At 45.9% G+C, this 20,719-nt stretch carries 21 protein-coding genes; 9 read left to right on the top strand and 12 right to left on the bottom strand.

Features of this window, described 5'->3' with window-relative positions; translation table 11 throughout:
- The first annotated feature begins 382 nt into the window (after nucleotides 1-382).
- The 3 genes from FC83_RS07595 (at nucleotide 383) to FC83_RS07580 (ending at nucleotide 3,180) form a co-directional block, all read left to right on the top strand.
- Entirely contained in the window at nucleotides 383-874 is a 492-nt protein-coding gene (locus FC83_RS07595; RefSeq protein WP_035451774.1) for a hypothetical protein, read from the top strand.
- A gap of 650 nt (nucleotides 875-1,524) precedes the next feature.
- Nucleotides 1,525-2,022 carry a hypothetical protein gene (locus FC83_RS07585; RefSeq protein ID WP_035451778.1) on the top strand — a complete coding sequence of 166 codons (498 nt, stop codon included), beginning with the start codon at nucleotides 1,525-1,527 and terminating at the stop codon, nucleotides 2,020-2,022.
- A gap of 195 nt (nucleotides 2,023-2,217) precedes the next feature.
- Entirely contained in the window at nucleotides 2,218-3,180 is a 963-nt protein-coding gene (locus tag FC83_RS07580; protein WP_052004528.1) for a helix-turn-helix domain-containing protein, read from the top strand.
- 59 nt (nucleotides 3,181-3,239) lie between these two features.
- On the opposite strand, the gene FC83_RS07575 is transcribed toward FC83_RS07580, so the two are convergent.
- The 5 genes from FC83_RS07575 to FC83_RS07555 form a co-directional block, all read right to left on the bottom strand.
- Nucleotides 3,240-4,004 carry an ABC transporter permease gene (locus tag FC83_RS07575; RefSeq protein WP_035451780.1) on the bottom strand — a complete coding sequence of 255 codons (765 nt, stop codon included), beginning with the start codon at nucleotides 4,002-4,004 and terminating at the stop codon, nucleotides 3,240-3,242.
- A complete protein-coding gene (locus tag FC83_RS07570; RefSeq protein ID WP_236700819.1) occupies nucleotides 3,979-4,908 on the bottom strand; it encodes an ABC transporter ATP-binding protein in 930 nt (309 codons plus the stop codon). The genes FC83_RS07575 and FC83_RS07570 overlap by 26 nt, the downstream gene beginning before the upstream one ends.
- Nucleotides 4,901-5,122: a PLD nuclease N-terminal domain-containing protein gene (locus FC83_RS07565; RefSeq protein ID WP_035451782.1), complete on the bottom strand. Its 222-nt coding sequence runs from the start codon at nucleotides 5,120-5,122 to the stop codon at nucleotides 4,901-4,903. The genes FC83_RS07570 and FC83_RS07565 overlap by 8 nt, the downstream gene beginning before the upstream one ends.
- Nucleotides 5,119-6,237 carry a helix-turn-helix transcriptional regulator gene (locus FC83_RS07560; RefSeq protein ID WP_035451784.1) on the bottom strand — a complete coding sequence of 373 codons (1,119 nt, stop codon included), beginning with the start codon at nucleotides 6,235-6,237 and terminating at the stop codon, nucleotides 5,119-5,121. The genes FC83_RS07565 and FC83_RS07560 overlap by 4 nt, the downstream gene beginning before the upstream one ends.
- 172 nt (nucleotides 6,238-6,409) lie before the next feature.
- Nucleotides 6,410-7,423, bottom strand: a complete 1,014-nt coding sequence (locus tag FC83_RS07555; RefSeq protein WP_035451786.1) for a ribose-phosphate diphosphokinase — start codon at nucleotides 7,421-7,423, stop codon at nucleotides 6,410-6,412.
- 166 nt (nucleotides 7,424-7,589) lie between these two features.
- Between FC83_RS07555 and pepF the strand changes: the two genes are divergently transcribed.
- On the top strand, nucleotides 7,590-9,416 hold the full coding sequence (gene pepF / locus FC83_RS07550) for an oligoendopeptidase F (RefSeq protein WP_035451788.1): 1,827 nt from the start codon (nucleotides 7,590-7,592) through the stop codon (nucleotides 9,414-9,416).
- Here the strand turns inward: pepF and FC83_RS07545 are convergent.
- Nucleotides 9,394-9,780, bottom strand: a complete 387-nt coding sequence (locus FC83_RS07545) for a YueI family protein (RefSeq protein ID WP_057002588.1) — start codon at nucleotides 9,778-9,780, stop codon at nucleotides 9,394-9,396. The two genes, pepF and FC83_RS07545, sit on opposite strands and share 23 nt — an antisense overlap.
- 82 nt (nucleotides 9,781-9,862) lie before the next feature.
- On the opposite strand from FC83_RS07545, the gene FC83_RS07540 reads away from it, so the two are divergent.
- On the top strand, nucleotides 9,863-10,102 hold the full coding sequence (locus FC83_RS07540; protein WP_035451790.1) for a hypothetical protein: 240 nt from the start codon (nucleotides 9,863-9,865) through the stop codon (nucleotides 10,100-10,102).
- A 41-nt stretch (nucleotides 10,103-10,143) separates the two neighbouring features.
- Here the strand turns inward: FC83_RS07540 and FC83_RS07535 are convergent, their stop codons facing one another.
- Nucleotides 10,144-10,947 (bottom strand): glycosyltransferase family 2 protein, encoded by an 804-nt coding sequence (locus tag FC83_RS07535; RefSeq protein WP_052004529.1) that lies wholly within the window; start codon nucleotides 10,945-10,947, stop codon nucleotides 10,144-10,146.
- A 129-nt stretch (nucleotides 10,948-11,076) separates the two neighbouring features.
- On the opposite strand from FC83_RS07535, the gene FC83_RS07530 reads away from it, so the two are divergent.
- Nucleotides 11,077-11,754 (top strand): CPBP family intramembrane glutamic endopeptidase, encoded by a 678-nt coding sequence (locus tag FC83_RS07530; RefSeq protein WP_052004530.1) that lies wholly within the window; start codon nucleotides 11,077-11,079, stop codon nucleotides 11,752-11,754.
- Between the two features lie 62 nt (nucleotides 11,755-11,816).
- Here the strand turns inward: FC83_RS07530 and FC83_RS07525 are convergent, their stop codons facing one another.
- The 3 genes from FC83_RS07525 to FC83_RS07515 all read right to left on the bottom strand — a co-directional run bounded on the left by FC83_RS07525 (nucleotide 11,817) and on the right by FC83_RS07515 (nucleotide 14,958).
- Nucleotides 11,817-12,791 (bottom strand): SDR family NAD(P)-dependent oxidoreductase, encoded by a 975-nt coding sequence (locus tag FC83_RS07525; RefSeq protein WP_035451792.1) that lies wholly within the window; start codon nucleotides 12,789-12,791, stop codon nucleotides 11,817-11,819.
- Nucleotides 12,792-13,271: 480 nt separating this feature from the next.
- Nucleotides 13,272-14,618 (bottom strand): NADP-specific glutamate dehydrogenase, encoded by a 1,347-nt coding sequence (gene gdhA, locus FC83_RS07520; protein ID WP_057002587.1) that lies wholly within the window; start codon nucleotides 14,616-14,618, stop codon nucleotides 13,272-13,274.
- 88 nt (nucleotides 14,619-14,706) lie between these two features.
- Nucleotides 14,707-14,958 carry a hypothetical protein gene (locus tag FC83_RS07515; protein ID WP_035451794.1) on the bottom strand — a complete coding sequence of 84 codons (252 nt, stop codon included), beginning with the start codon at nucleotides 14,956-14,958 and terminating at the stop codon, nucleotides 14,707-14,709.
- Nucleotides 14,959-15,115: 157 nt separating this feature from the next.
- On the opposite strand from FC83_RS07515, the gene FC83_RS07510 reads away from it, so the two are divergent.
- Nucleotides 15,116-16,063 (top strand): alpha/beta hydrolase, encoded by a 948-nt coding sequence (locus tag FC83_RS07510; protein WP_152537712.1) that lies wholly within the window; start codon nucleotides 15,116-15,118, stop codon nucleotides 16,061-16,063.
- Here FC83_RS07510 and FC83_RS07505 read toward each other — a convergent pair.
- The gene (locus FC83_RS07505) at nucleotides 16,008-16,700 is read right to left on the bottom strand and encodes an EcsC family protein (RefSeq protein WP_052004531.1); all 693 of its coding nucleotides are present in this window, start codon (nucleotides 16,698-16,700) and stop codon (nucleotides 16,008-16,010) included. The two genes, FC83_RS07510 and FC83_RS07505, sit on opposite strands and share 56 nt — an antisense overlap.
- Nucleotides 16,701-16,794: 94 nt before the next feature.
- The gene (gene abc-f / locus FC83_RS07500; RefSeq protein WP_035451798.1) at nucleotides 16,795-18,351 is read right to left on the bottom strand and encodes a ribosomal protection-like ABC-F family protein; all 1,557 of its coding nucleotides are present in this window, start codon (nucleotides 18,349-18,351) and stop codon (nucleotides 16,795-16,797) included.
- A 357-nt stretch (nucleotides 18,352-18,708) separates the two neighbouring features.
- On the opposite strand from abc-f, the gene FC83_RS07495 reads away from it, so the two are divergent.
- Both FC83_RS07495 and glpK read left to right on the top strand, forming a co-directional pair.
- Nucleotides 18,709-18,993 carry a hypothetical protein gene (locus tag FC83_RS07495; RefSeq protein WP_035451800.1) on the top strand — a complete coding sequence of 95 codons (285 nt, stop codon included), beginning with the start codon at nucleotides 18,709-18,711 and terminating at the stop codon, nucleotides 18,991-18,993.
- A 17-nt stretch (nucleotides 18,994-19,010) separates the two neighbouring features.
- On the top strand, nucleotides 19,011-20,522 hold the full coding sequence (gene glpK / locus FC83_RS07490; protein WP_035451802.1) for a glycerol kinase GlpK: 1,512 nt from the start codon (nucleotides 19,011-19,013) through the stop codon (nucleotides 20,520-20,522).
- The last annotated feature ends 197 nt before the right edge of the window (nucleotides 20,523-20,719 follow it).

The raw sequence follows: 20,719 nt of genomic DNA, 5'->3' as shown, positions 1-20,719 counted from the left end.
CCCTCGCCACTTGGTGGTGAGAGACAAGCTCGGTACTTTAGTGCCGAGAATCATTGACCAATGGCAGGCGAAGTCATACTCTATTTAGGCACAATTGTTGGTATTCTTGTTGTTACACTTGGAATCATCATTCGCAGAAACGTTAGACGCCTTTATCAAGCAGCACCCTTTACTTTGCCAAAATCATCTGCTGGACGAATATTTATCAGTAGCCGGATTTTATTAATCATCATAGCTATTCTAGGGATTTTTTGGTTACCAGCACTACTTGAGCTGTTAAATTAGTTTTATTTCATCCCTTAAACCCTTCGCTGCCAATAGATTATGCCATTGTATTTAAAATTATGCTATTCTTTCAACTAAGTGCAGGTGGACAAGCAACATGTATCTATTAATTTTAGCAATAATCCCATTAATTTGTTTGGCCGCTATTTTATCCAGATGGTCGTGGCGAATTACAAAAAAGAACAATGAAACCGTTCAAAATATGGAACGCTCACAGCGCGAGATTGTCAATGAATTTGAGATAGCACATCCTAATCTTGCGCGCCTAGTTACTTTTAGTCTTTGGCTTGATGTGATCGGTTCTGGCCTACTGGCCTTGGGATGGTTGCTTAACATCGTATTCTGGATGATTGCTTACTACGCAACAGCCACCTCAATCGGGCAAATTGCACTTTATATCTGTACTCCGGTAGGTATTTTGTGCCTTATAGTTGCGTTAATACTGCGCCAGCACGCTAGGCGGATATATCGTACCTTACCCATCCAACTACCTAAAACCCGTGCCAATAAAATATTCGTGGCCAGTAGATTACTCATGATCGTTGTAGCCGTATTAGTTTTTATGTGGATGGCTGCGTTGCCGGTATAAAAAGCGCATTACAAACTTAAAACCACATGGATTGGTGATATCCTTTGAATTATTTAATTAGCTTCATTTTTCTGTTACTTTTGATAATCCTAGTCATGGTATTTTGGCTATTAAGGACTCAAAGAAAAATAGACAGGTCCATGGCGGCAGATCATAGTGGTCAAGTAGCACAAATTAGCAAAATCATTACAACGAACCGACCACATTTTACGAAGTTTCTCCTTAGCGTCAAATGGGTGGAGGGCCTTAGTGTTTTTATTTTACCCATCGGTTGGCTGTTTTATACCGTATTCTCACTATTTCCTGATAAGATGCCGCTCGGTACATCTAGCTTTGTGCTTTTATTTTGTACCGCATTAAGCGTTATGGGGATCATAACGGCCTTGTTAATGCGCGTATATGCCAGAAAAACGCTTGAATCCCTAGGCATACATGTCACCAAATCTGTATCAGGTAAGCTCGTTTTCATTTGTCGATTTTTAATTATTATCGTCGCAATACTGATGCCAATCTGGATATTAGCAACGTTTCAATATCCATTACCCTGGTTGCGTTAATCCTGGTAGTAGCGTGTCATCCCAAAACTCGTTCACTGCCGCTTATGCACTTAATCAGGCATTCAGTCTAGGCAGTACGAAAGAGGCTAAACTATGTATTATGGCGATATTATAAGCTGGATCATGCTTTTCTTAGTAGTCATAGGTGCCATTTTGTTTCTGTGGTCACTAATTGCAACTCGTCGTGCTTATAAAGCGTTAGATAGTTCCTATCGCAATAACTTTGACCAGTATATAAAATCTCACCCAAAACTTAAACATTGGCTAACTGCAACATCTTGGGTTGATCTACTTGGCGTGATTTTAATGCTTTTAGGCTGGTTGTCTATCCTCTGCTTTAGCATTTCCCCCAGCTCCCTGGCCCCTTTCCCAGTTATCTACCGCACAATACCGCATATTTGTTTTACACTATCAATTTTGAGTCTCATCACGGCGCTGATTATGCGTGTACACGCCAAAAAGTTGCTTCGACCATTCCCAAAATATGCGTCTAAGGTACCCGTCAATTCACTATTCTTTATTAGCCGTTTTCTATTAATCTCCGCATCTTTACTAGCTTTTCTGCTCATATCAGCTATTAGCGTTCAGTAGCTATTTGTGGGTAGCGCTTGTAAATAAGTCTAGCCCCTTCGGTTAGGCTATTTATTTTGTATTTTTAAGAAATTTTGGGTTCAAATTGAATATGCAACCAGCAGTTGACACATTGTCTTACCGAAGTTTGTGGTATGCAACTGCAAATCTTGATAAACTTTGATTATGAGTATGATGAAAAAGGGGGATTTGAAGGTGACTTTTACGAAAAAACTAATGCAACTTCGTAAGCAAAACGGCTATTCCCAAGAGGAACTAGCGCAAAAACTGGATATTACGCGTCAATCCATTTCAAAATGGGAAAGTGGTCAGTCTGTACCTGATCTTAAAAGAATCATTCAACTTTCAAAGCTATTCAATGTGAGTACGGATTATCTACTCAAAGATAATATTGAAACAGTGCCGTCTATCGACGCAACTACTATACCTTTGCGCCAAATATCTATGTCTGAAGCTACTACTTTTCTTGACATAAAAACTGCCACGTCAAAAGCAATTGCTTTTGGTATATTCTTATGTATTATCGCGCCGATTTGTTTACTAATTTTAAGCGCATCCAGCTTACCAGAAAACACAGCTACAACTGTCGGTCTAGTTGTACTATTGTTGCTTGTAGCGCTGGCAGTTGCTATTTTTATTGCCAGCGGTCATCAATCTGAACCTTTCACATATTTGGATAAAGAAAACTTTGAAACCTACGCTGATGTCAGGAAAATGGTAACTGTACGTCGAGCCCAATATAAAAATACCTATACCAAAAATAACATTATCGGCAGTTGTTCATGTATCCTAGCGGCACTGCCAATTATCATTGGTTCAATCAGTTTTGGTGACAACGATTTGCTCTTAATGTTGACCCTTGCTGCTACTTTAGTGCTTGCGGGTATAGGCACGGGTTTCTTTATTCATACTGGCATCATTTGGGTAAGCTTTGAAAAGTTGCTGCAAACCGGTGATTATTCAAAATCAAATAAAGATAGACGGTCAATTATTGCTCCTTTATCAATGGTTTATTGGCTGGTTATTACGGCAATCTATTTAGGCTACAGTTTTGCCACTAATAACTGGTATTATAGTTGGTTAATCTGGTTAATGGCAGTTTTGTTATACCCTGCAATTATCAACCTTCTTTTTGCCCTGAGTAAAAAATTACATTAAAAATATAGCAAAAACACCGCTGAACTTAGGGATTCCAGTTCAGCGGTGTTTTATTTTGACTATAATTTTTTTCGATTCAACAAGATCACGGTGCCAGCTAATAACACCAAGCCGGCGCCAATCGCAATGGCTATCCCGGGGCCAAGTTCCCCTAGAGTTTTACTACCTTGGACTAGGGCCATGTTGTTGCCAATCAAGGAAATGGGGTTGTAATTTTGGGCGGCTTTGAACAGATTGACTAGGTACAAGGCACCTACAACGAGAATGGTGAATAATAAGCCCCCATAGCTGTTACTGGCCAAAGTGGAGCCAAATAAAATCACCGCTAAAAAGAAGAGACCAAAGAGCAATAAGGGCACAAATCCCTGCCAGATATGGGGGGTTTTAGCGTCTGGGAAGTAATAAGCCGTATACCCCCAGGTGACTAGAAAACTGGCTGTTAAGGCAACACTCCATTGCACCACGAGGCTGATGTATTTACTGACAGCCACCACCCAGCGGGGTAAGCCCTTGGTCACCAAATTCACCAAGGTGCCCCGGCTTAATTCTTGACTCATGGTTCCCCCAAATAAGATGGCGACCACGAAGATACCCATTTGCGTCATATTTTTATAAAATTGGGTCCAGGAATCGATAGAGGTGGGTTTGGGGATGGCCAACTGCAGCGTCTTGCCAAAACTCATTTTCATGATATCCGGGGTCAGTTTAGCAATCAAGGGACTCATCAGGGCAAAGATCAAGACCACCACCGCTAAGATCAAGAAGCGATAAGTTCGCCAGGTTTCTAATAATTCTTTTTTAAGCATGGTTGATAGTGTGGCCATTTCCAATCACCTCCAAGAAAATCTGTTCTAAGGTGGCACTTTGTCGTTGTAGCGCAATGGGCGTTATATCCGCCGTTACCAAGGCCCGTAGGACTTGCTGCGCGGTGGTTTCATAGGCATCTTGATAAGGGATGGTAACTTGGTTAGCCTGCACTTGCACCGGTAAGGGGCGTAGCACTTGGCCACACCGTTGCGCCGTTTGGGTATCTGACAAGGTGAGCTTAATTTGTGGGCGGCCGAACTGCTGGTGTAAATTGGCCAGAGTATCACAGGCCTGCAGGTGACCATCGTGGAGGATCCCCACCCGGTCGCTGATACGTTCCACATCACTTAAAATATGGGTGGAAAAGAGCACGGTGGTCTGACCTCGTAAAGATGCCAATAATTCGAGGAACTCGTTGCGCCCCGCCGGATCCAGCGCGCTGGTGGGTTCGTCGCAAATCAATAATTGGGGCCGATTCAACAGGGCTTGGGCGATGCCTAAACGCTGTTTCATCCCCCGGGAAAAACCCCGGATGCGGTGCTTGTCCGCCTTTAATTGGACCAGGTCCAACATTTCAGCGATCCGGTGCTGGCGCCCTGATATACCAGTGATGCGGGCGCACAGATCTAAATATTCCACGGGGGTCATATACCCATAAAACGCCGGCACATCGGGGAGATAGCCCGTGATGCGATTGGTTTTCGTGGCGCCAAAATGAACCGTCTGGCCCCCCACGGTGATTATCCCGGCATCGGCTTTTTCTAACCCTAAAATCAACTTCATGGTGGTGGTTTTCCCGGCACCGTTTTCCCCCACGAAACCAAAGATTGAGCCTTGGGGGATGCTGAAATCCACGTCTTTTAAGACTTGTTTGCTGCCAAAGGCTTTTTGCACATGGCTTAAAGTTAAAATGTCAGCCACGGCGATCATCCCCTCGCCCGAAGACAAAGTATAGGATGGGGCCAATGATCTGGATGAAAACCACGATCAAAACCCATAATATCCGGTTGCCGAAGCGATAATGGGGATGGCGCAGGACGTGGACTAGGGCGGTGACCATCAAAATTAGTTCTAAGAGGATCAGGGGGATAAAAATGGGTAAATTGTCTGCTAAAAGTTGCCAATTTGTGTTCATACTTGTTCACTGCCTTTCAATTGTTGTTGGATGGCGCGCATTCTGGGGTCATCTTGATAAGGGGCAAAGGCTGGGCTCTGGAGGACATAGTCCCGCAGGCCGCTTTGGACTTGCTGGGCGCCTCGAGGCAGCTGGGTACCAATGTCCAAATGGGCCAGCCAGTCATCGATTTGGTCAAAATAAGCGTCGCCATGTAAAACCACGGGGAATTCCAGGTGGGCGAATAAGTCGGCAAAGGCCGTTAATACGGTGAACAGCGCTTCAGTTTGGTGCTGCTGGGCAAAACCGGTGGCAGCAGATAATTGAAAATTCATCATGGCCACGGGATTCAACGTGCCAAACGCAAAGACGTCGGCGACCCCCTGGCCCCGGTGATAGGTGGCCGCAAATTTAGCGGGGTCTTTGACCAGTAATTGTAAATAATTGCTGAATTGACTCATCATGATACTTAAATATTGGGCTAAGGCACTTTGATAGATACCTTGGGCAGCTTTCAGGTCGTCTTGCTGCTGAAAAGCCGTGGCAATCAAGCTTTCCACCGGTAAATAGGCTGGGGTCCGGGTCCCCAGTAAATCCAACACAGCCTGGGGTTTATTTAGCAGCAGCAAGGTATAACCTTCCATATTACGGGCTTGGGACACCAGGTCCACATCCTGGGCATTATCCCGCACATGGACAAATAACGCTTGGGCCTCGGGGACATAAGTGGCCTGTTTAGCCGCCAAGTCTTCGCCGGGTAATAAATCAAAGTGATTTAAAATCAATAAGCCCATTTGCTGAATAAAGGGATAACAAGCGTAATAACGCCGGATAAAACTGCGGATCGTCGTCAAAACTTCGGTGCCGGGTTTGGTGTCAAAATCGGCTTTTAAGGCGGCATAAATGTGTTGAATTTCCGTAGCCGATAATTGGGGTTCATAATTTAATAAATCATCAATGGACATATTAAAATATGCCGCTAGCGCTGGTAATAAGGTGATGTCCGGGTAAGTCTTGCCGGTCTCCCATTTGGATACGGCGGCTTTAGACACGCCGATAAAATCGGCTAACTGTTGCTGGGTTAAGTGCTGGGCTTTACGCTGGGCCACTAAAACCGGGCCAATATTTACATCCATCTTGCTTACTCCCTTTCTATACTTACAATTATGGACGCTAAGTCTGGGAAAGTATAGGACTTGGTTGTCAACTAATCCCGTTAAAAATCAACCAATGGGTAACAAAAAAATTGGCCACGAAAAAAGCGCCCCGCAATGATTGGTTGCTGAGGCGCTAGCTATAGGGCTTTAATTATTTGAGATCATTTTTCATATATAACTGTTCAGTGGCGGTATCTTGGAAAAGGCTATCCACCGCAACGCGATTGTAAGTCATTTCCACGGCTTTACCCAATAATGGGCCGACAGATAATTGGACGACTTTATCAAAGTATTTTTCCTTTGGTAATTTAATGGAGTCCGTGATGACAACTTGTTCCAGCTTAGAGCTTTGCAAGCGTTCGGCGGCCCCAGCGGAGAAGACGGCATGGGTGGCCCCGGCGTAAACTTTGGTAGCCCCGGCTTCCAGTAAAGAATTGGCGGAATAAACCATCCGGGTACTGGTGTCGATCATATCGTCAATGACGATACAAACCTTGCCAGCCACATCCCCGATGATATCTAACGGATCCACGTCGTCACCTTCATCACGTTTGTCCACGATGGCAATTTGGGCGCCGAAGTATTCGGCCAAAGCTCGGGCCCGCTTGGTGGTACTGTGATCTGGTGCCACGACAACCACGTCTTCCCGGTCGCCTAAATCAAGGCTCAAGAAGTAATGGGCTAATAAGGGGATGGATTGCAGATGGTCCACGGGAATGTCGAAGAAGCCTTGAATTTGATCGGCGTGCAAATCAAGGGTCAACACTCTAGTCGTGCCATCCATCTCAATCAAGTTGGATACTAATTTGGCGGTGATTGGTTCTCTAGGCCGTGTCTTGCGGTCAGCGCGAGAATACCCGAAGTAAGGGAGGACCACATTAATGGTCTTAGCACTAGCGCGCCGCAGGGCATCAATCATGATCATTAACTCCATAAAGTTCTCGTTAACCGGATCAGAGATCGATTGCACGATAAATACATCATCATCCCGCACACTCTTGTTAATGCTGATTTGGATCTCGCCGTCACTAAAGTGTTTCACAGTTGCCTCACTTAAGGGAACGCCCACCTGATCAGCAATTTTTTGAGCTAAGTCCGGGTTCCCGTTCAAAGCAAAGATTTTTAACTGTGATTCATGCTTCTTTGACAATTTTTCTGCCTCCATTTTTATTTTCATTTGTTTTCCGACTACTGTATATTATAGGGTAAAAGCAAGTGTTTTGCACCTGTTTCTTATAACCCACTAAAGCCCTTGATAGAACAGGGTTTAAGCCGGTTTGTCAGCAAGCACACATTTGCTTTTTGAAAAATTTGGAAATGAGGTTTGATGCATGGCAACGCAAAAACAATTACCCCCTAGAAATCAAGTTCCTGAAGCATTGACGTGGGACTTAAGCGCCCTTTATCCAGACACCGACGCTTTTTTAGCCGCCCAACAAAAGGCTGATAAAGCGGTGACCAAATTTGCCCGCAACTTCGCCCCTGAAAAATTGACCAGCTTAGACGCTTTAAAAGCCGCTTTAATCACTTATAACCAGTTAGCCCAACAACTCGACAACATTGCTAATTATGCCGAATTGCAGCAATCTGAAGACCTGACGGACCCCAACCGGGCAGCCTTGGCCAATAAAGCCAACGCCAACTTAGCCCGCTGGCAAAGCTTGCTCAGTGCCTTTGACAGCCATTTGACCGGCCTAGACGATGAGACCTTAGCCGAATTAAAGGCCGCCCTGCCCCAATTTCAAGGCTTTTTACGCACGGTTAAAAACCAACAGAAGATCCGCTTGGACCCGAAGGTGGAAGCCGCTTTAGCCAGTTTGCAACCGGTGTTTAGCGGTCCCAGCAACATTTACAGCCAAGCCCGGTCCGCCGATATGGCCTTCCCTGACTTCACCGTCAACGGCAAGACCTATCCTTTATCCTTCACCTTATATGAAGATTATTACGCCTATCATCCTGACACGGCGGTGCGCCGGGGGGCTTTTGCGGCTTTTTCCAAAACCCTCAGCCAATATCAAAATACCCTGGCCCAGACTTACCTCACCCAAGTGACCAAGGAGAAGCAAATGGCCACGCTGCGGGGCTTTGATTCCGTGGTGGATTACTTGTTATACGATCAAGAGGTGGACCGCAGTCTGTTCGACCGGCAAATCGATTTGATCATGACCAAGTTTGGCCCGGTGATCCAGCGTTATTTGAAGACCTTGCAAAAAGTGCGTGGCTTAGATGAACTCACCTTTGCCGACCGCCTAATCGACTTGGACCCGGATTTTGAACCTGACGTCACCATTGACGCCTCTAAAACCTATGTCAAAGACGCCTTGAGCCTGTTGGGACCGGATTACACCAATATGATTTTAAAGGCTTACCCACAGCGTTGGGTGGATTACGCCCAAAACATCGGGAAGGAAACTGGGGGTTTTTGTGCCCAGCCTTACGGCAAGCAACCCTATATCCTGTTATCTTGGCATGATAAGCTATCAGACTTATACACCTTGATCCACGAAATGGGTCACGCCGGTCAAGGCTTGTTAGCCCAAGACAACAATGCTTATCTGGAATTCGAACCCTCCACTTATATCATTGAAGCCCCGTCCACTTTCAATGAACTGCTGTTGACCAATGCCTTGACCAAGTCGGCCCAGGCAAAAGGCGATCTGCGCCTGCAACGCTTTGCCTTAACCAAAATGTTGGCCAATACTTATTTCCATAACTTCGTCACCCATTTATTGGAAGCTGCCTATCAGCGGGAAGTCTACGCCAGAATCGATGCAGGGGAAAGCTTCAGTGCCCAAGATTTAAATGCCATCACCCGGCAGGTGTTGCAACGGTTCTTCGGGGATGCTTTGACCTTAAATCCTGGGGCTGAATTGACTTGGATGCGGCAGATCCATTATTACATGGGGCTGTATTCTTATACCTATTCAGCTTCCTTAACCGTGTCCACCCAAGCCTTCTTGCGGATTCAAAAAGAAGGCCAACCGGCCGTTGACGACTGGTTGACCTTCTTGAAATTAGGCAATACGAAAAATCCAATTGATTCGGCTAAAGTTGCCGGGGTGGATATCACCACCGACCAACCGCTAACCCACACCATTCAGTTCTTAAGTGCGGCCGTTGACCAGATCGGCCAACTTACAGCACAATTGGACGGGTAATTTTATGGTTAGGATCGGCAATGGTTAGACCCACATCATCTTCTGATAAATCTTGATCTAAATTTTTCACCCGCATCCCCTCTTGGGTCATCATGGTGAATTGATAGTTCAATTGCACCGCCAGCGCCATGTATTCTGTCAGATAGGTTTGGGACAGTTTGGCGTTTAAGTAAAGATGGTATTGGGGGTAGCGCTGCATGATACCTTTGACCATGGCTAACGTCTTAGGATTGCGAATTTGGGCCACGGTCAAGGCTAGGGCCACCCGCTCTTTAAAACTTCCCAGAAAGGCCCGTTTTTCATCCGGCTTTAGTTGGGGGGTGCCATACATATGGGTTTTAATAAAATCTTCAACATCACTCATGAAAAATCCTCACTTTCTTCACAACAAAAAACTAGTTCTCAAACCACCGATAGCGTATACTTAAGCAAAGGAGCTGATTACTATGGATGAAATTGTATTTTTTAATCCCGGGGATGCCATTGCCAACAGCCATGACTTCAATGAAGCCTTGCGCAGTGCCGAAATTTATAAGACCAAAGATCCGCTTCAGTCACCCTTAGTCATTGTTTCCCCAACCAAAGATGATCCAACCAATAGCTTCGCCGTTTATTTCGCCGATGACGCTACAAAAAAGCCGGCAGACGATGATAAAGAAGCTTATAAAGTGGAAAAACATTTGTAATTTTTTTGAAGCCGAAACCTGCGTTTCGGCTTTTTTGGTGGTTATTTATTAGATTCAGATAACTCATTATTATTGCGGGTTTTGGTGGCCTTGGCCTGTTTGAAGGTCCGCCACTGGCTGGCCCAAATCGCCGTTTGGATCCACCAAATCGCCTTGGTCACATCCACACCCTTGCCGATGGAGGGTTGGTGAATGGAACTGCCGGGCCGCTGGACATAGTGGTATAGGGGCAACACGTTATATAAATAACGCTTGGCTTTTAAAATATAGGCCACATTAAACACCTGGTCTTCCATGAGCCCAATATCTTCGTTAAAGCGCAGGTCATGCTTGACAATCAGACTCCGACGATAACACTTATTCCAAGTATACCCGCGAATGGGGCTTTTCATCTTCCGAACCAGCTTTAATAAAGGTTTGCGATCCACCAAGACATCTTTGGGCTGGCTTTGCCCAGACGTTTGACCCACAGGATCAACAAAATAGCCACAGGACACAAAGTCTAAATTGTATTTTTGAATCCGATTGATGTAAAATTCAAATAAGTTGGGCTCACACCAATCATCCCCGTCGGCAAAGGTCACATAATCCCCCGTCGCCTGGGTCAAGCCGTGATTACGGGCCCCAGAAATGCCCATATTTTGCTTGAGATGGTAAACTTTGATGCGGGGATCCTTTTGACCCCAGGCATCAGCCAGGTCGCCGGTTTCATCTTTGGAGGCGTCATCCACAATGATAATTTCGGTATTTCTATAGGTTTGATTTACAATACTTTGTAGACTCCGGTCAATGTACGCCGCCACGTTATGGACGGGGATGATGACCGTTAAGAGTGGAGCTTTCATTTTCTCAATCCTTTCGAGTTACCTTCCATTATACAAAGAAGCACCGCAACAAGCTAGCGCCATCGTATTTTGTCACTGTGGTCATTGTGTTACAATTAAGACACGATTTTTTTGAACGGAGGCTTTCATTTGCAGACACCGCAGCAACCCTATACCGATGGGCCCTGGATCAAACTAGGGAAATTCATCGGGCTATTTTTTCTATTGATGGTACCGCAACTGGTGCTATTTCTCCCCATGAACTCCAAAGTTTCACCGGCCATATATTGGCCCTTGTTCGCCGGGGCCTACTTAGTGGCCTATATAATTTATCTGTACTATTTCCGCCACTATCGCAAACCCGGCCCCCAGCCCTTGAATAAACAAGCTTGGCTGACCATCGTTTTTGGTTTCTTGGCCATGAAGGTAGCCACCTTAGTGCTATACCCTTTGAACCAGTTGGTGGGCCACGAAGCTGTCACCAAAAATGACCAAGTAATCTATCAATTAATGGGCAACTCGAACCGCAACGTGGTCGTTATGACCGTTATGATGGGCGTTTTCTTCGCACCCTTAGCTGAAGAATTACTGTTCCGGGGCGTTTTGATGAACTTCTTTTTCAAAAATCGCTTTTGGCCGGGAATTTTGATCAGTGCCGTGGCTTTTGGTTTAGCCCATGCCAATAATACCTGGACGGGGGCGCTGACTTATATCGCCTTAGGTGGTATTTTAGCCTTTATCTATAAAAAGACAAATAATTTAAAAATCACCATTATCATTCACTTTTTAAATAATTTTCCACTACTATTGCTGCTCTTTTTAGGGTAATCACAGTGAAGGGACTGCTTCAAGCAACGAGCTTGAGGTAGTCCCTTTTTCGCGCTTTGGTATCAGAAACTGTGGGCCATGGCGGCCCAACTAGAAAAACCCGCCAGTTCACTGGCTGCGACCCACAACTGACTTTGTGCGTCTTCATCTAAGGCTTTAGCAATGGGCCTCGTGATTTTAGGTCGCCCTTGTAAGTGTAAGAGACCACTGGGAGCGTAGAGCTTGCCACCTTGGGCATTGGGATCAGTAGCCGCAAATAAGGTTGGCAAGATGCCCGTGTGCACGGAACCCAGCAGTGGATTAGCTAAAGCTTGGATAGCCACGATGGCAGAAGCCGGCGTGCTGAGCAAGGACTTTTTAGAAATCCCGCTGTGGGTGGTCATGACTTTCAGGCCAAGGCCCTGGGCATGGCTGATGCTTTGGAGGTAAAAGGTGGCCATTTGGACTGCTAACTTGGATTGGAAGTAAGCGCGAGAGTTGGAATAGGCATGCTCTAACTGCAAGTCATTAAATTTAATATTAGCAAAGCCCGGTAGTGGCGCTGAAATGTTGACAATTCGGGGGTCTGGTGCCATTTGCAGCAGAGGGATCAACAAATTTGTGAGCATGAAATGACCTAAAAAATTCTTCTGGAAATGAGCTTCGATGCCGTCGCTGTTTTCTTCTCGGCGGGGAGTCCTAGTTGTATTGGCGTTGTTGATCAGAACATCCAGTTGCACAATTTCGTTTTGTAAGTCTATCGCAAAACTTTGAATGGAGGCTGGATCGTTCAAATCTAGCTGGCGATATTGTAAAATTCCACGAGATACCACTTGCCTACGCAACTTTTGAATTAGATCGTACGCGGATTGTCTGTGACTATCTGCCAAAATCACCGAGCCGTTGTTGGCGTAAATTGCTTCGGTAATCAGACTGCCTTGAGAACTCGCTGCCCCGGTAATTACGAAAACTTTATTGGTCAAATCCGGAATGTCTTTCAAGCCCCAGTAAGGCTGCACGCCCTTTGAAGCCTGCGTATTTTTATAGAATTTTTTCATAACAGCCTCCTCAAGCGACAACGCTTACGTCTACCACATATTGAATCGAAACGGACATGCATTTGCTCCTTTAAATCTACTTATGATTTTTATTTAAGTACATCATACCAAGAGGACGTGAAAAAGTTGTGAACAAACATCGACCTTTTCAGATAAAACTTAAAATTTCAATCGGCATTTAGGCTGAGAATTAAAAAAGCCCGCATATGCGGGGAATATTCATCAGTGTCAGTTAAGCGCTGAACTTGTAAAGGATCACCCCCGCACATGCGGGGAATATACTTACTACTTTTAGTTTATCAGATATTTGGCACTCATACTTAAATTACGCCCTTTTTAGTCTTATTTTCTATTTGAGAAATAGTAGGCAGTTTTTTAAAAATTCGGCTCCTGATTCATCGTGATTTCAAACCACAAAAAAAAAACGCCATTTTCAAATTTGAAAATGGCATCCCATTGCAACGAAATAAATTATTATTCTTACACTAAACCTTGAAAATGCATGGCATCGGCTACTCGTTCAAACCCAGCAATATTTGCCCCGGCTTGGTAGTTCTTGCCTAAACTATATGTTTCAGCGGCTTTTTGTGAGGCCGCAAAGATATTCACCATGATAGCCTTCAACTTGTCATCGACTTCGGCAAAGGACCAAGCCAACCGTTCGCTATTTTGACTCATTTCTAAGGCTGAAACGGCAACACCACCGGCATTGGCGGCTTTGGCAGGGCCAAACAAGATGCCATTGGCGTGATAGAAATCAATGGCTTCCGTTTGACTAGGCATGTTAGCCCCTTCAATGACGTATTTGGCGCCATCGCGCTTGATCAATTGGGCACTGGCAGCGTCAATTTCATTTTGGGTGGCACAAGGCAAGGCAATATCATAAGGCGTATCAAAGGCCCAAACACTGCCTTCATGATATTCAGCGCTTTCAACACGGTCGGCATACGTCTTAATGCGGCCTCTTTCCACTTCTTTGATCTGTTGGACGACTTTAAAGTCAATGCCCTTAGGATCATAGATGTAGCCATTAGAATCAGAGACCGTGATGACGGTGGCCCCTAATTCAGTAGCTTTTTCAATGGCATAAGTGGCCACATTGCCGGCCCCAGAAATTTTGATCTTCTTACCTTGCAGGCTATCCCCTTGGGCTTTTAACAAGGCTTCGGTGTAATACAGCACCCCAAAACCTGTGGCTTGGGTACGGGCTTGGCTACCGCCATAAGTTAAGCCTTTCCCAGTGAGGACACCGTTTTGCGAGCCATTGAGGCGTTTATATTGGCCATACAAATAGCCGATTTCCCGCGCGCCCACACCGATATCCCCAGCGGGTACATCTAAGTCTGGACCGATATATTTTTGTAATTCCGTCATGAAACTTTGGCAAAAGCGCATAACTTCCCCATCGGATTTACCTTTGGGGTCGAAATCACTGCCGCCTTTCCCGCCACCAATAGGCAGGCCGGTCAAACTATTTTTTAGGATTTGTTCAAAGCCTAAAAATTTGACCACACTTAAATTAACGCTGGGATGTAAGCGCAGACCGCCTTTGTATGGGCCAATGGCAGAATTAAATTGAACCCGAAAGCCCCGGTTCACTTGCCAATTGCCGGCATCATCTTGCCAAGGCACCCGAAATTGGATGGCCCGTTCTGGCTCCACGAGGCGACCTATTAAATTCTCAGCCACATATTCTGGATGTTTCTCAAGTACTGGTACCAACGTATCCAATACTTCAAACGCGGCTTCTTGGAATTCGGTTTGGTAAGGATCCCGTGTCTTTATCGCAGTTTTAATCTGGTTCACATAATCTGTTGCATTCGTCATACAAGCACCCACCTTATAATTTTGTATAAAAAAAGAGACGGTCTCATAATTCTCTAAGAATTATAAGAGCGTCTACTAGTATACTAATCTACCGGTTACTATTCAACAACTGGTTTCTTTGTCTGAGGTAAGTTGATTTATCGATGCGACCTTCATGATAAGCATCGTCTAATAAGTCCAACATGCGTTGCAGGTCATTAATCTTAGCGCTTACACGTTGACGGTGCAAGCGATTCAAAACAACTAGCAAGAAGGCCCCTAATACTAGGCTCATCAAAAAGAAGTAGGGATTAAACCCAAAACCAGAAAACAATCCTTGCTGTAAAGCCATAGTGCACATAGCGCTCACTTCCTTATCTAAAAGACAGCATTGTTAGCCACTTCTACATATCTAATTCTACCGCGAATGACCTAATTTTCCAAGTCATAAGTTATTTTGACCCGTGGTATAATGTGACCAACTCTATTTGAGGAGGTCCATTTGATTGAAAAAAAAGATGATTGCATTACTGTCAGCGGTGCCCGCAGTGGCCGCAGTGGGTACGGGGATCGCCAGTACGTATTTATACCGATACGCTTTTAAACGGTTGGACAAAGCCCCAAAAGGCTCAGCGTCAAATCCCGATCCGGACTCAAAATTCTATCCCAGCTTTCAATGGCTGCAAAATCAGCCTAAAGAAGACTGGTGGTTAAATGAAACGGACGTTAACAATCGCGTCCATGCTTATTTTGTCCCCAATCCTAAAAATAAAACCAAAGTGGCTTTGATTGCCCATGGTTATAAAGGCGATGCCACCTCCATGGCAGCTTCAGCCAAGTTATTCTTTGATGATGGCTATACGGTTTTAATGCCCGATGACCGCAGCCATGGCCTGAGTTCTGGTAAATATATTAATTTTGGCTGGCTAGACCGGCTGGATTACCTACAGTGGCTGCAGAAAATTTTAGAACGCATGGGCCCAGATATTCAAATCGTCTTATATGGCATTAGCATGGGTGGCGCCACCGTCATGATGATGAGTGGCGACGACTTGCCCCATCAGGTGAAGGCCATCATAGAAGACTGCGGTTATGCCAGCGTGGAAGAAGAATTGACCTATCAGTTAAAACACTTTTTCAATCTACCCAAGTACCCACTGATGCCCGTGGTCAGTAGCATCAATAAAATCGTGTTGGGTTTCACGTTAGAACACGGATCCGCAGTGGCCCAACTGCACAAAAATAAAACGCCGATTTTCTTCATCCATGGGGAAAAAGATAATTATGTGCCCACTAGCATGTGCTTTGAAAACTTTCAGGCCACCAGTGCACCGAAAGACATGTGGATCGTCCCCAACGCGACCCACGCCAAAAGCTACTGGACCGCACCGAAAGAATATACCCAACGTATCAAACGTTTTTTGTGTCAGTATGTGCCGGCGGAAACGCCAGCTCAGCCCGATTGATGACCTTGTCCCCAAAAACCAAGCCTTCTGCTTTAAATAATTTTTCAGCGGCACTGCCCACGACTTGGGTGGACAAACTATCGGTAAACCCACCAATGGCGCCGCTTACCAGGGGAATCAGTTTCGCCGCTGCGGTGGCTGTTGTGACGGTAAAACGCCGCAACAAGAAGTGCCGCAAATACTGATTAACTTTATCCAAAACCGCCTGGGAAAGATGGGCGGTGATATAGCGAGACCCTGAGGCGATCAGGGCCTTTTTTAGATTGCTGCTGGCAGCGTTACCGGCCAAGGTGGCCAGCATCACGGTTTGCACCCGGGGGTCGTCTAACTCATAACCTCGCAAGTAAGCAATGCCAGCGACTAGGCGTAAATCCAGGTACAGCACCGAAACCAGCTCCGTGGGTAGGCTGGCGGGAATGGTGATCAGGCCCCCTAAATTAGTAACAAACCCGCTGGCCCCGGCCATCAGGCGCATTTGCTTCGTAAGTTGTTGAATGGCGATTTCTGGGTCGTGGTACTGGGCCATATATTTTTCTGTCAATTTGGGAATACTTTTGGTACTGGCTTTGCCAGCAATGACACTTTTGAAACTAAAATCGATGGCTTTATCTAAAGTGGTGCGGTTAATTTTAGACATTGATTTTCTCCTTACACAAACCTAAGGGACACGTCAACATAGGTGGCTCTATCATAACCGCCTGGCGGCAATTTGCCATCCATCTTAAGTGCCATTATTGCAAGGCCCGGATTTGGCGACTCACCGCCAAAAATTCTTGATTAAACGCCGCGTTATCTGGTTCTTGGGTCAAAGCATTCAATAATTGGGCCTGGCGATTCTTCAAACGCAATAGCTCCTCTGCCTTATCTTGGGCTGCATCCGGTTTGGCTGTTGGGTTTGGTCGATTTTCCTTGGGGTCAAATAATGTTTTGGTCTTGGGATCGATTTGCAGATAACGCTGGGCGACGGCTGCCACAAAATAACGATCATGACTGATCAATAAGATCGTGCCGCGATAAGCCACTAACAGTTGTTGTAGCGCCTCCAATGCGACGATATCTAAGAAATTAGTGGGTTCATCTAAAATCAAACAATTGGCGGCACTGACAAAGAGCTTGGCAAAACTGACTTTGACCCGTTCGCCACCGCTCAACACCCCCACTTTTTTAGTTAACGCTTCATTCTTGAAGCCTAAACGGGCCAGCACGGTTTTGATGGTGGTCTCGTCTTGATAAGCTGTGGCTAACACGTTGGCGTACACCGATTCGCTGAGATCTAGATTGTTTAGATCCTGTTGGAAATAGCCGATTTTGGCCGCGGGATTGACAAAAATAGCCGGTGAGTTTTGCGTCAAAATAGCCTGGATCAAAGTCGTTTTACCACTGCCATTGGGGCCGGTAAGGGCCAGTTTATCCCCCGCCCGTAATTTGACAGTCACGTCTTGCAATAACAACTGTTGGCCTTGGTACAGGTCAAAATCCTTGATTTGAAGCAAAGTCCCCCGCTTCAAGGCCGTTTCGTTATTCAAAGCCATTTTGATGGGCTTTGGCATTTCCGGCTTGGCTACGGCTGTCAATTGAGTAGCCCGCTTTTCAATGGCCTTGGCCGTTTTCGCTAACTTCGCTTCTTTTTTATGGAAATAGGGTTTGGCTTTGTAAGCTTCTTGACTATCCAATTTGTTTTGGGGAATTTTAGCGGCTCGATTGGCTTTGACTTGGCGTTTTGCCGCCGCTTTTTCCAATTGTAATTTCTTGGTTTCATACTGTTCATAGGCGTGCCATTGATGTTGTTGCGCCTGTTTCAATTGGGCTTGATAAGCAGAATAATTCCCCTTATACCGGTGTAATTGGCCGTCATCTAGGGCCCAAATCGTGGTGGCGATATGGTCTAAAAAGGCCCGGTCATGGGAAATCAGGATCAGGGTGCCGGGATAATTGGTCAATTTTGCCTCCAGGGATTCAATATTAGCGGTATCTAAGTTAGCGGTGGGTTCATCTAAAAACAACAATTCTGCCTGACTGGCAAAAGCCAGATCCAAGTAACGTTGCACGATTTCACCACCACTTAAAGCTTCAGAAGCTTTAATTTGCGGCACTAGATACTTAGACGCACTGGGCACGATGGGGCTGTGGTGGGGGTCACTGAGCAGTTTGAGCAAAGTGGTCTTCCCCGCCCCATTGGGCCCCACGATGCCAATGCGGTCGCCGCTATGAAATCCTAGCTGCTTGATGTGAAATAAGTTCTGGGCCCCGATGGTTTGGGTTAAATCTTTGGCTTGATAATACGACATAAAAAAATCTCCTATTCACTTCAGAATAAGAGATCGACACACGCCTAAATAAACGAAACTTGTCCGTTGAGTTGAAGTGGCGGTGAGTCAATCTAAAAATCTGAAGTAGTCAGTTTGAGACAATAGCCTGAATTTAAACAGACTATTAGAACATGTTTAATAAGCATGTTCCGATCATCAATTGCAACGACGCCTAGCGTCATTGCCTGGTCAACTTCAAATTTAGATTCTCATCGGTCCACTTCGCCTCCTGTTTTTCTTTAAACTAACAAAACTTTTTTAAATTGTCAATACATTGACTACCCACGGGTATTGAAAATACGGTATTCTAGAAGTAGCACAAAGGATGTGATTGATTTGGCTCATAAATATATTGATAAAAACGACAACCACGGCTTTTGGTGGTGGACTTGGCGGCTATTAGCCCTGGCGGTGGTGGTTACAGCGGTCTTTTACGGCTTCTTCTACTTGTTGGCCGGTGCCTTGAGCGCCCTGATCTTAGGGGTCATTGCCCTGGCGTTATTGATTTTACTGGTACTGGGCATTTTCACCATTGGCCCTATTGTCATCACCATTTTTCTGGTCCTCTTACCCCTAGCCATCTTAGTACTCATTATCATGGGTTTGATTATTTTACTGTAACGCAGGAGGTTTTTTGAATGGCAAAACAAACTTATATTTTGACCATTGACGAAGGCACCACCAGCACCCGGGCTTTGATCCTGGATCACCAGGGTAAAATCGTGGCCAGTGCCCAGCAGGAATTTACTCAGATTTTCCCCAAACCTGGTTGGGTGGAACACGACCCTTTGGAAATTTGGCATGCCGTCCAGGCCACGATCGCCAAGACGTTTACCACTTCTAATATTGCCCCTAGTATGATTGCGGGCATTGGCATTACCAATCAACGGGAAACCACCGTTATCTGGGATAAACACACCGGCCTGCCCATTTATAACGCCGTCGTCTGGCAGTCCCGGCAAAGTAATCCCGTGGCCACCAAATTGACCCAAGCCGGCTACCAGCAACTGATTCATGAGAAAACTGGGCTAACCATCGACCCTTATTTTTCCGGCACCAAGGTCCGCTGGATCTTAGACCAGGTCCCCGGGGCTCAAAAACGGGCGGAAAAAGGCGAGTTGTTATTTGGCACCATTGATACATGGCTGACCTGGCAACTCACTGGCGGTGCGGTGCACATCACCGACTACACCAATGCCAGCCGCACCATGCTATTTAATATCCACAAATTAACTTGGGATCAAGATATCTTAAATATCCTACATATCCCGCAAGCCATGCTACCCGACGTCACCGGCAATTCGGAAATTTATGGCCACACCAAAGCCTATCAATTCTTCGGCAGTGAAGTTCCCATCGCCAGTCTGGTGGGGGATCAACAAGCCGCCCTCTTTGGCCAATTAGCCCTAAAACCCGGCATGGTTAAAAATACCTATGGCACTGGGGCCTTCTTAGTGATGAACACGGGGACCCAGGCTAAATTATCCCGGCATAATTTGTTGACTACCATCGCTTATGGCTTAGATGGCCAAGTCTACTATGCCCTGGAAGGCAGCATTTTCGTGGCGGGTTCGGCGATTCAATGGCTGCGGGACAGTTTGAAGATGATCACCAGCGCCCAAGAAACCCAAGCCCTGGCCGAAGCCCCCGCAACGAATCCCCATTTGTATATGGTCCCTGCCTTTACCGGCCTAGGGGCCCCTTATTGGGATGCCGACGCCCGGGGCAGTATCTTTGGGATCACCCGCCAAACCAGTCGGGCCGATTTAGCCCGGGCCACCCTGCAGGCTTTGGCCTTTCAAACTCGGGACGTTTTAGCCGTTATGCAGGCCGATACGGGCATCGCCATACCAGAGTTAAAAGTCGATGGCGGGGCGGCCCGTAACGATTACTTGATGCAATTTCAAGCCGACATTTTAAATATCCCTTTGCAACGGGCCCATATCTTAGAGACCACCAGCCTGGGGGCAGCTTACCTGGCCGGACTAGCCGTGGGCTTTTGGGGAGATATTGCTGAACTGCAGACCATGGCCACCGCCGGTCAGCGCTTTACCCCAACAATGCCAGCCGCCGAAAAAGAACAACGTTATTCAGGTTGGCAAAGTGCCGTGGCGGCCACCCAAAAATTCAAACCACAACAAGATGCCTAGGAGCACTGAAATGATTACTGTTTATGTGATCAAATGTAGTCATTCGTAGTCAAATGTCAGCATCAAAGTTTCGTGGTTAATCGACCTGATTTCGTGTTAAATTTCTTTTGAATTTTTGAGCACGAAATAAGACAAACGCACATTCGATACGGTATCCTATAGAGTATAGGAGGTGGATCGAATGCCAGTCAAAACTC

This window comes from Agrilactobacillus composti DSM 18527 = JCM 14202, assembly GCF_001436375.1.
Lineage (GTDB): Bacteria > Bacillota > Bacilli > Lactobacillales > Lactobacillaceae > Agrilactobacillus > Agrilactobacillus composti.
This window is presented reverse-complemented; position numbering and strand designations above follow the sequence as displayed.

Excerpts from the sequence above, each read along its gene's own strand:
- FC83_RS07540 (WP_035451790.1), top strand. The coding sequence starts at position 9,863 with ATGGATGAAATTGTATTTTTTAATCCCGGGGATGCCATTGCCAACAGC.
- pepF (WP_035451788.1), top strand. The coding sequence starts at position 7,590 with ATGGCAACGCAAAAACAATTACCCCCTAGAAATCAAGTTCCTGAAGCA.
- gdhA (WP_057002587.1), bottom strand. The coding sequence starts at position 14,618 with ATGACGAATGCAACAGATTATGTGAACCAGATTAAAACTGCGATAAAG.
- FC83_RS07545 (WP_057002588.1), bottom strand. The coding sequence starts at position 9,780 with ATGAGTGATGTTGAAGATTTTATTAAAACCCATATGTATGGCACCCCC.
- FC83_RS07585 (WP_035451778.1), top strand. The coding sequence starts at position 1,525 with ATGTATTATGGCGATATTATAAGCTGGATCATGCTTTTCTTAGTAGTC.
- abc-f (WP_035451798.1), bottom strand. The coding sequence starts at position 18,351 with ATGTCGTATTATCAAGCCAAAGATTTAACCCAAACCATCGGGGCCCAG.
- FC83_RS07565 (WP_035451782.1), bottom strand. The coding sequence starts at position 5,122 with ATGAACACAAATTGGCAACTTTTAGCAGACAATTTACCCATTTTTATC.
- FC83_RS07515 (WP_035451794.1), bottom strand. The coding sequence starts at position 14,958 with ATGTGCACTATGGCTTTACAGCAAGGATTGTTTTCTGGTTTTGGGTTT.
- glpK (WP_035451802.1), top strand. The coding sequence starts at position 19,011 with ATGGCAAAACAAACTTATATTTTGACCATTGACGAAGGCACCACCAGC.
- FC83_RS07535 (WP_052004529.1), bottom strand. The coding sequence starts at position 10,947 with ATGAAAGCTCCACTCTTAACGGTCATCATCCCCGTCCATAACGTGGCG.
- FC83_RS07525 (WP_035451792.1), bottom strand. The coding sequence starts at position 12,791 with ATGAAAAAATTCTATAAAAATACGCAGGCTTCAAAGGGCGTGCAGCCT.
- FC83_RS07510 (WP_152537712.1), top strand. The coding sequence starts at position 15,116 with ATGATTGCATTACTGTCAGCGGTGCCCGCAGTGGCCGCAGTGGGTACG.
- FC83_RS07555 (WP_035451786.1), bottom strand. The coding sequence starts at position 7,423 with ATGGAGGCAGAAAAATTGTCAAAGAAGCATGAATCACAGTTAAAAATC.
- FC83_RS07595 (WP_035451774.1), top strand. The coding sequence starts at position 383 with ATGTATCTATTAATTTTAGCAATAATCCCATTAATTTGTTTGGCCGCT.
- FC83_RS07560 (WP_035451784.1), bottom strand. The coding sequence starts at position 6,237 with ATGGATGTAAATATTGGCCCGGTTTTAGTGGCCCAGCGTAAAGCCCAG.
- FC83_RS07575 (WP_035451780.1), bottom strand. The coding sequence starts at position 4,004 with ATGGCCACACTATCAACCATGCTTAAAAAAGAATTATTAGAAACCTGG.
- FC83_RS07505 (WP_052004531.1), bottom strand. The coding sequence starts at position 16,700 with ATGTCTAAAATTAACCGCACCACTTTAGATAAAGCCATCGATTTTAGT.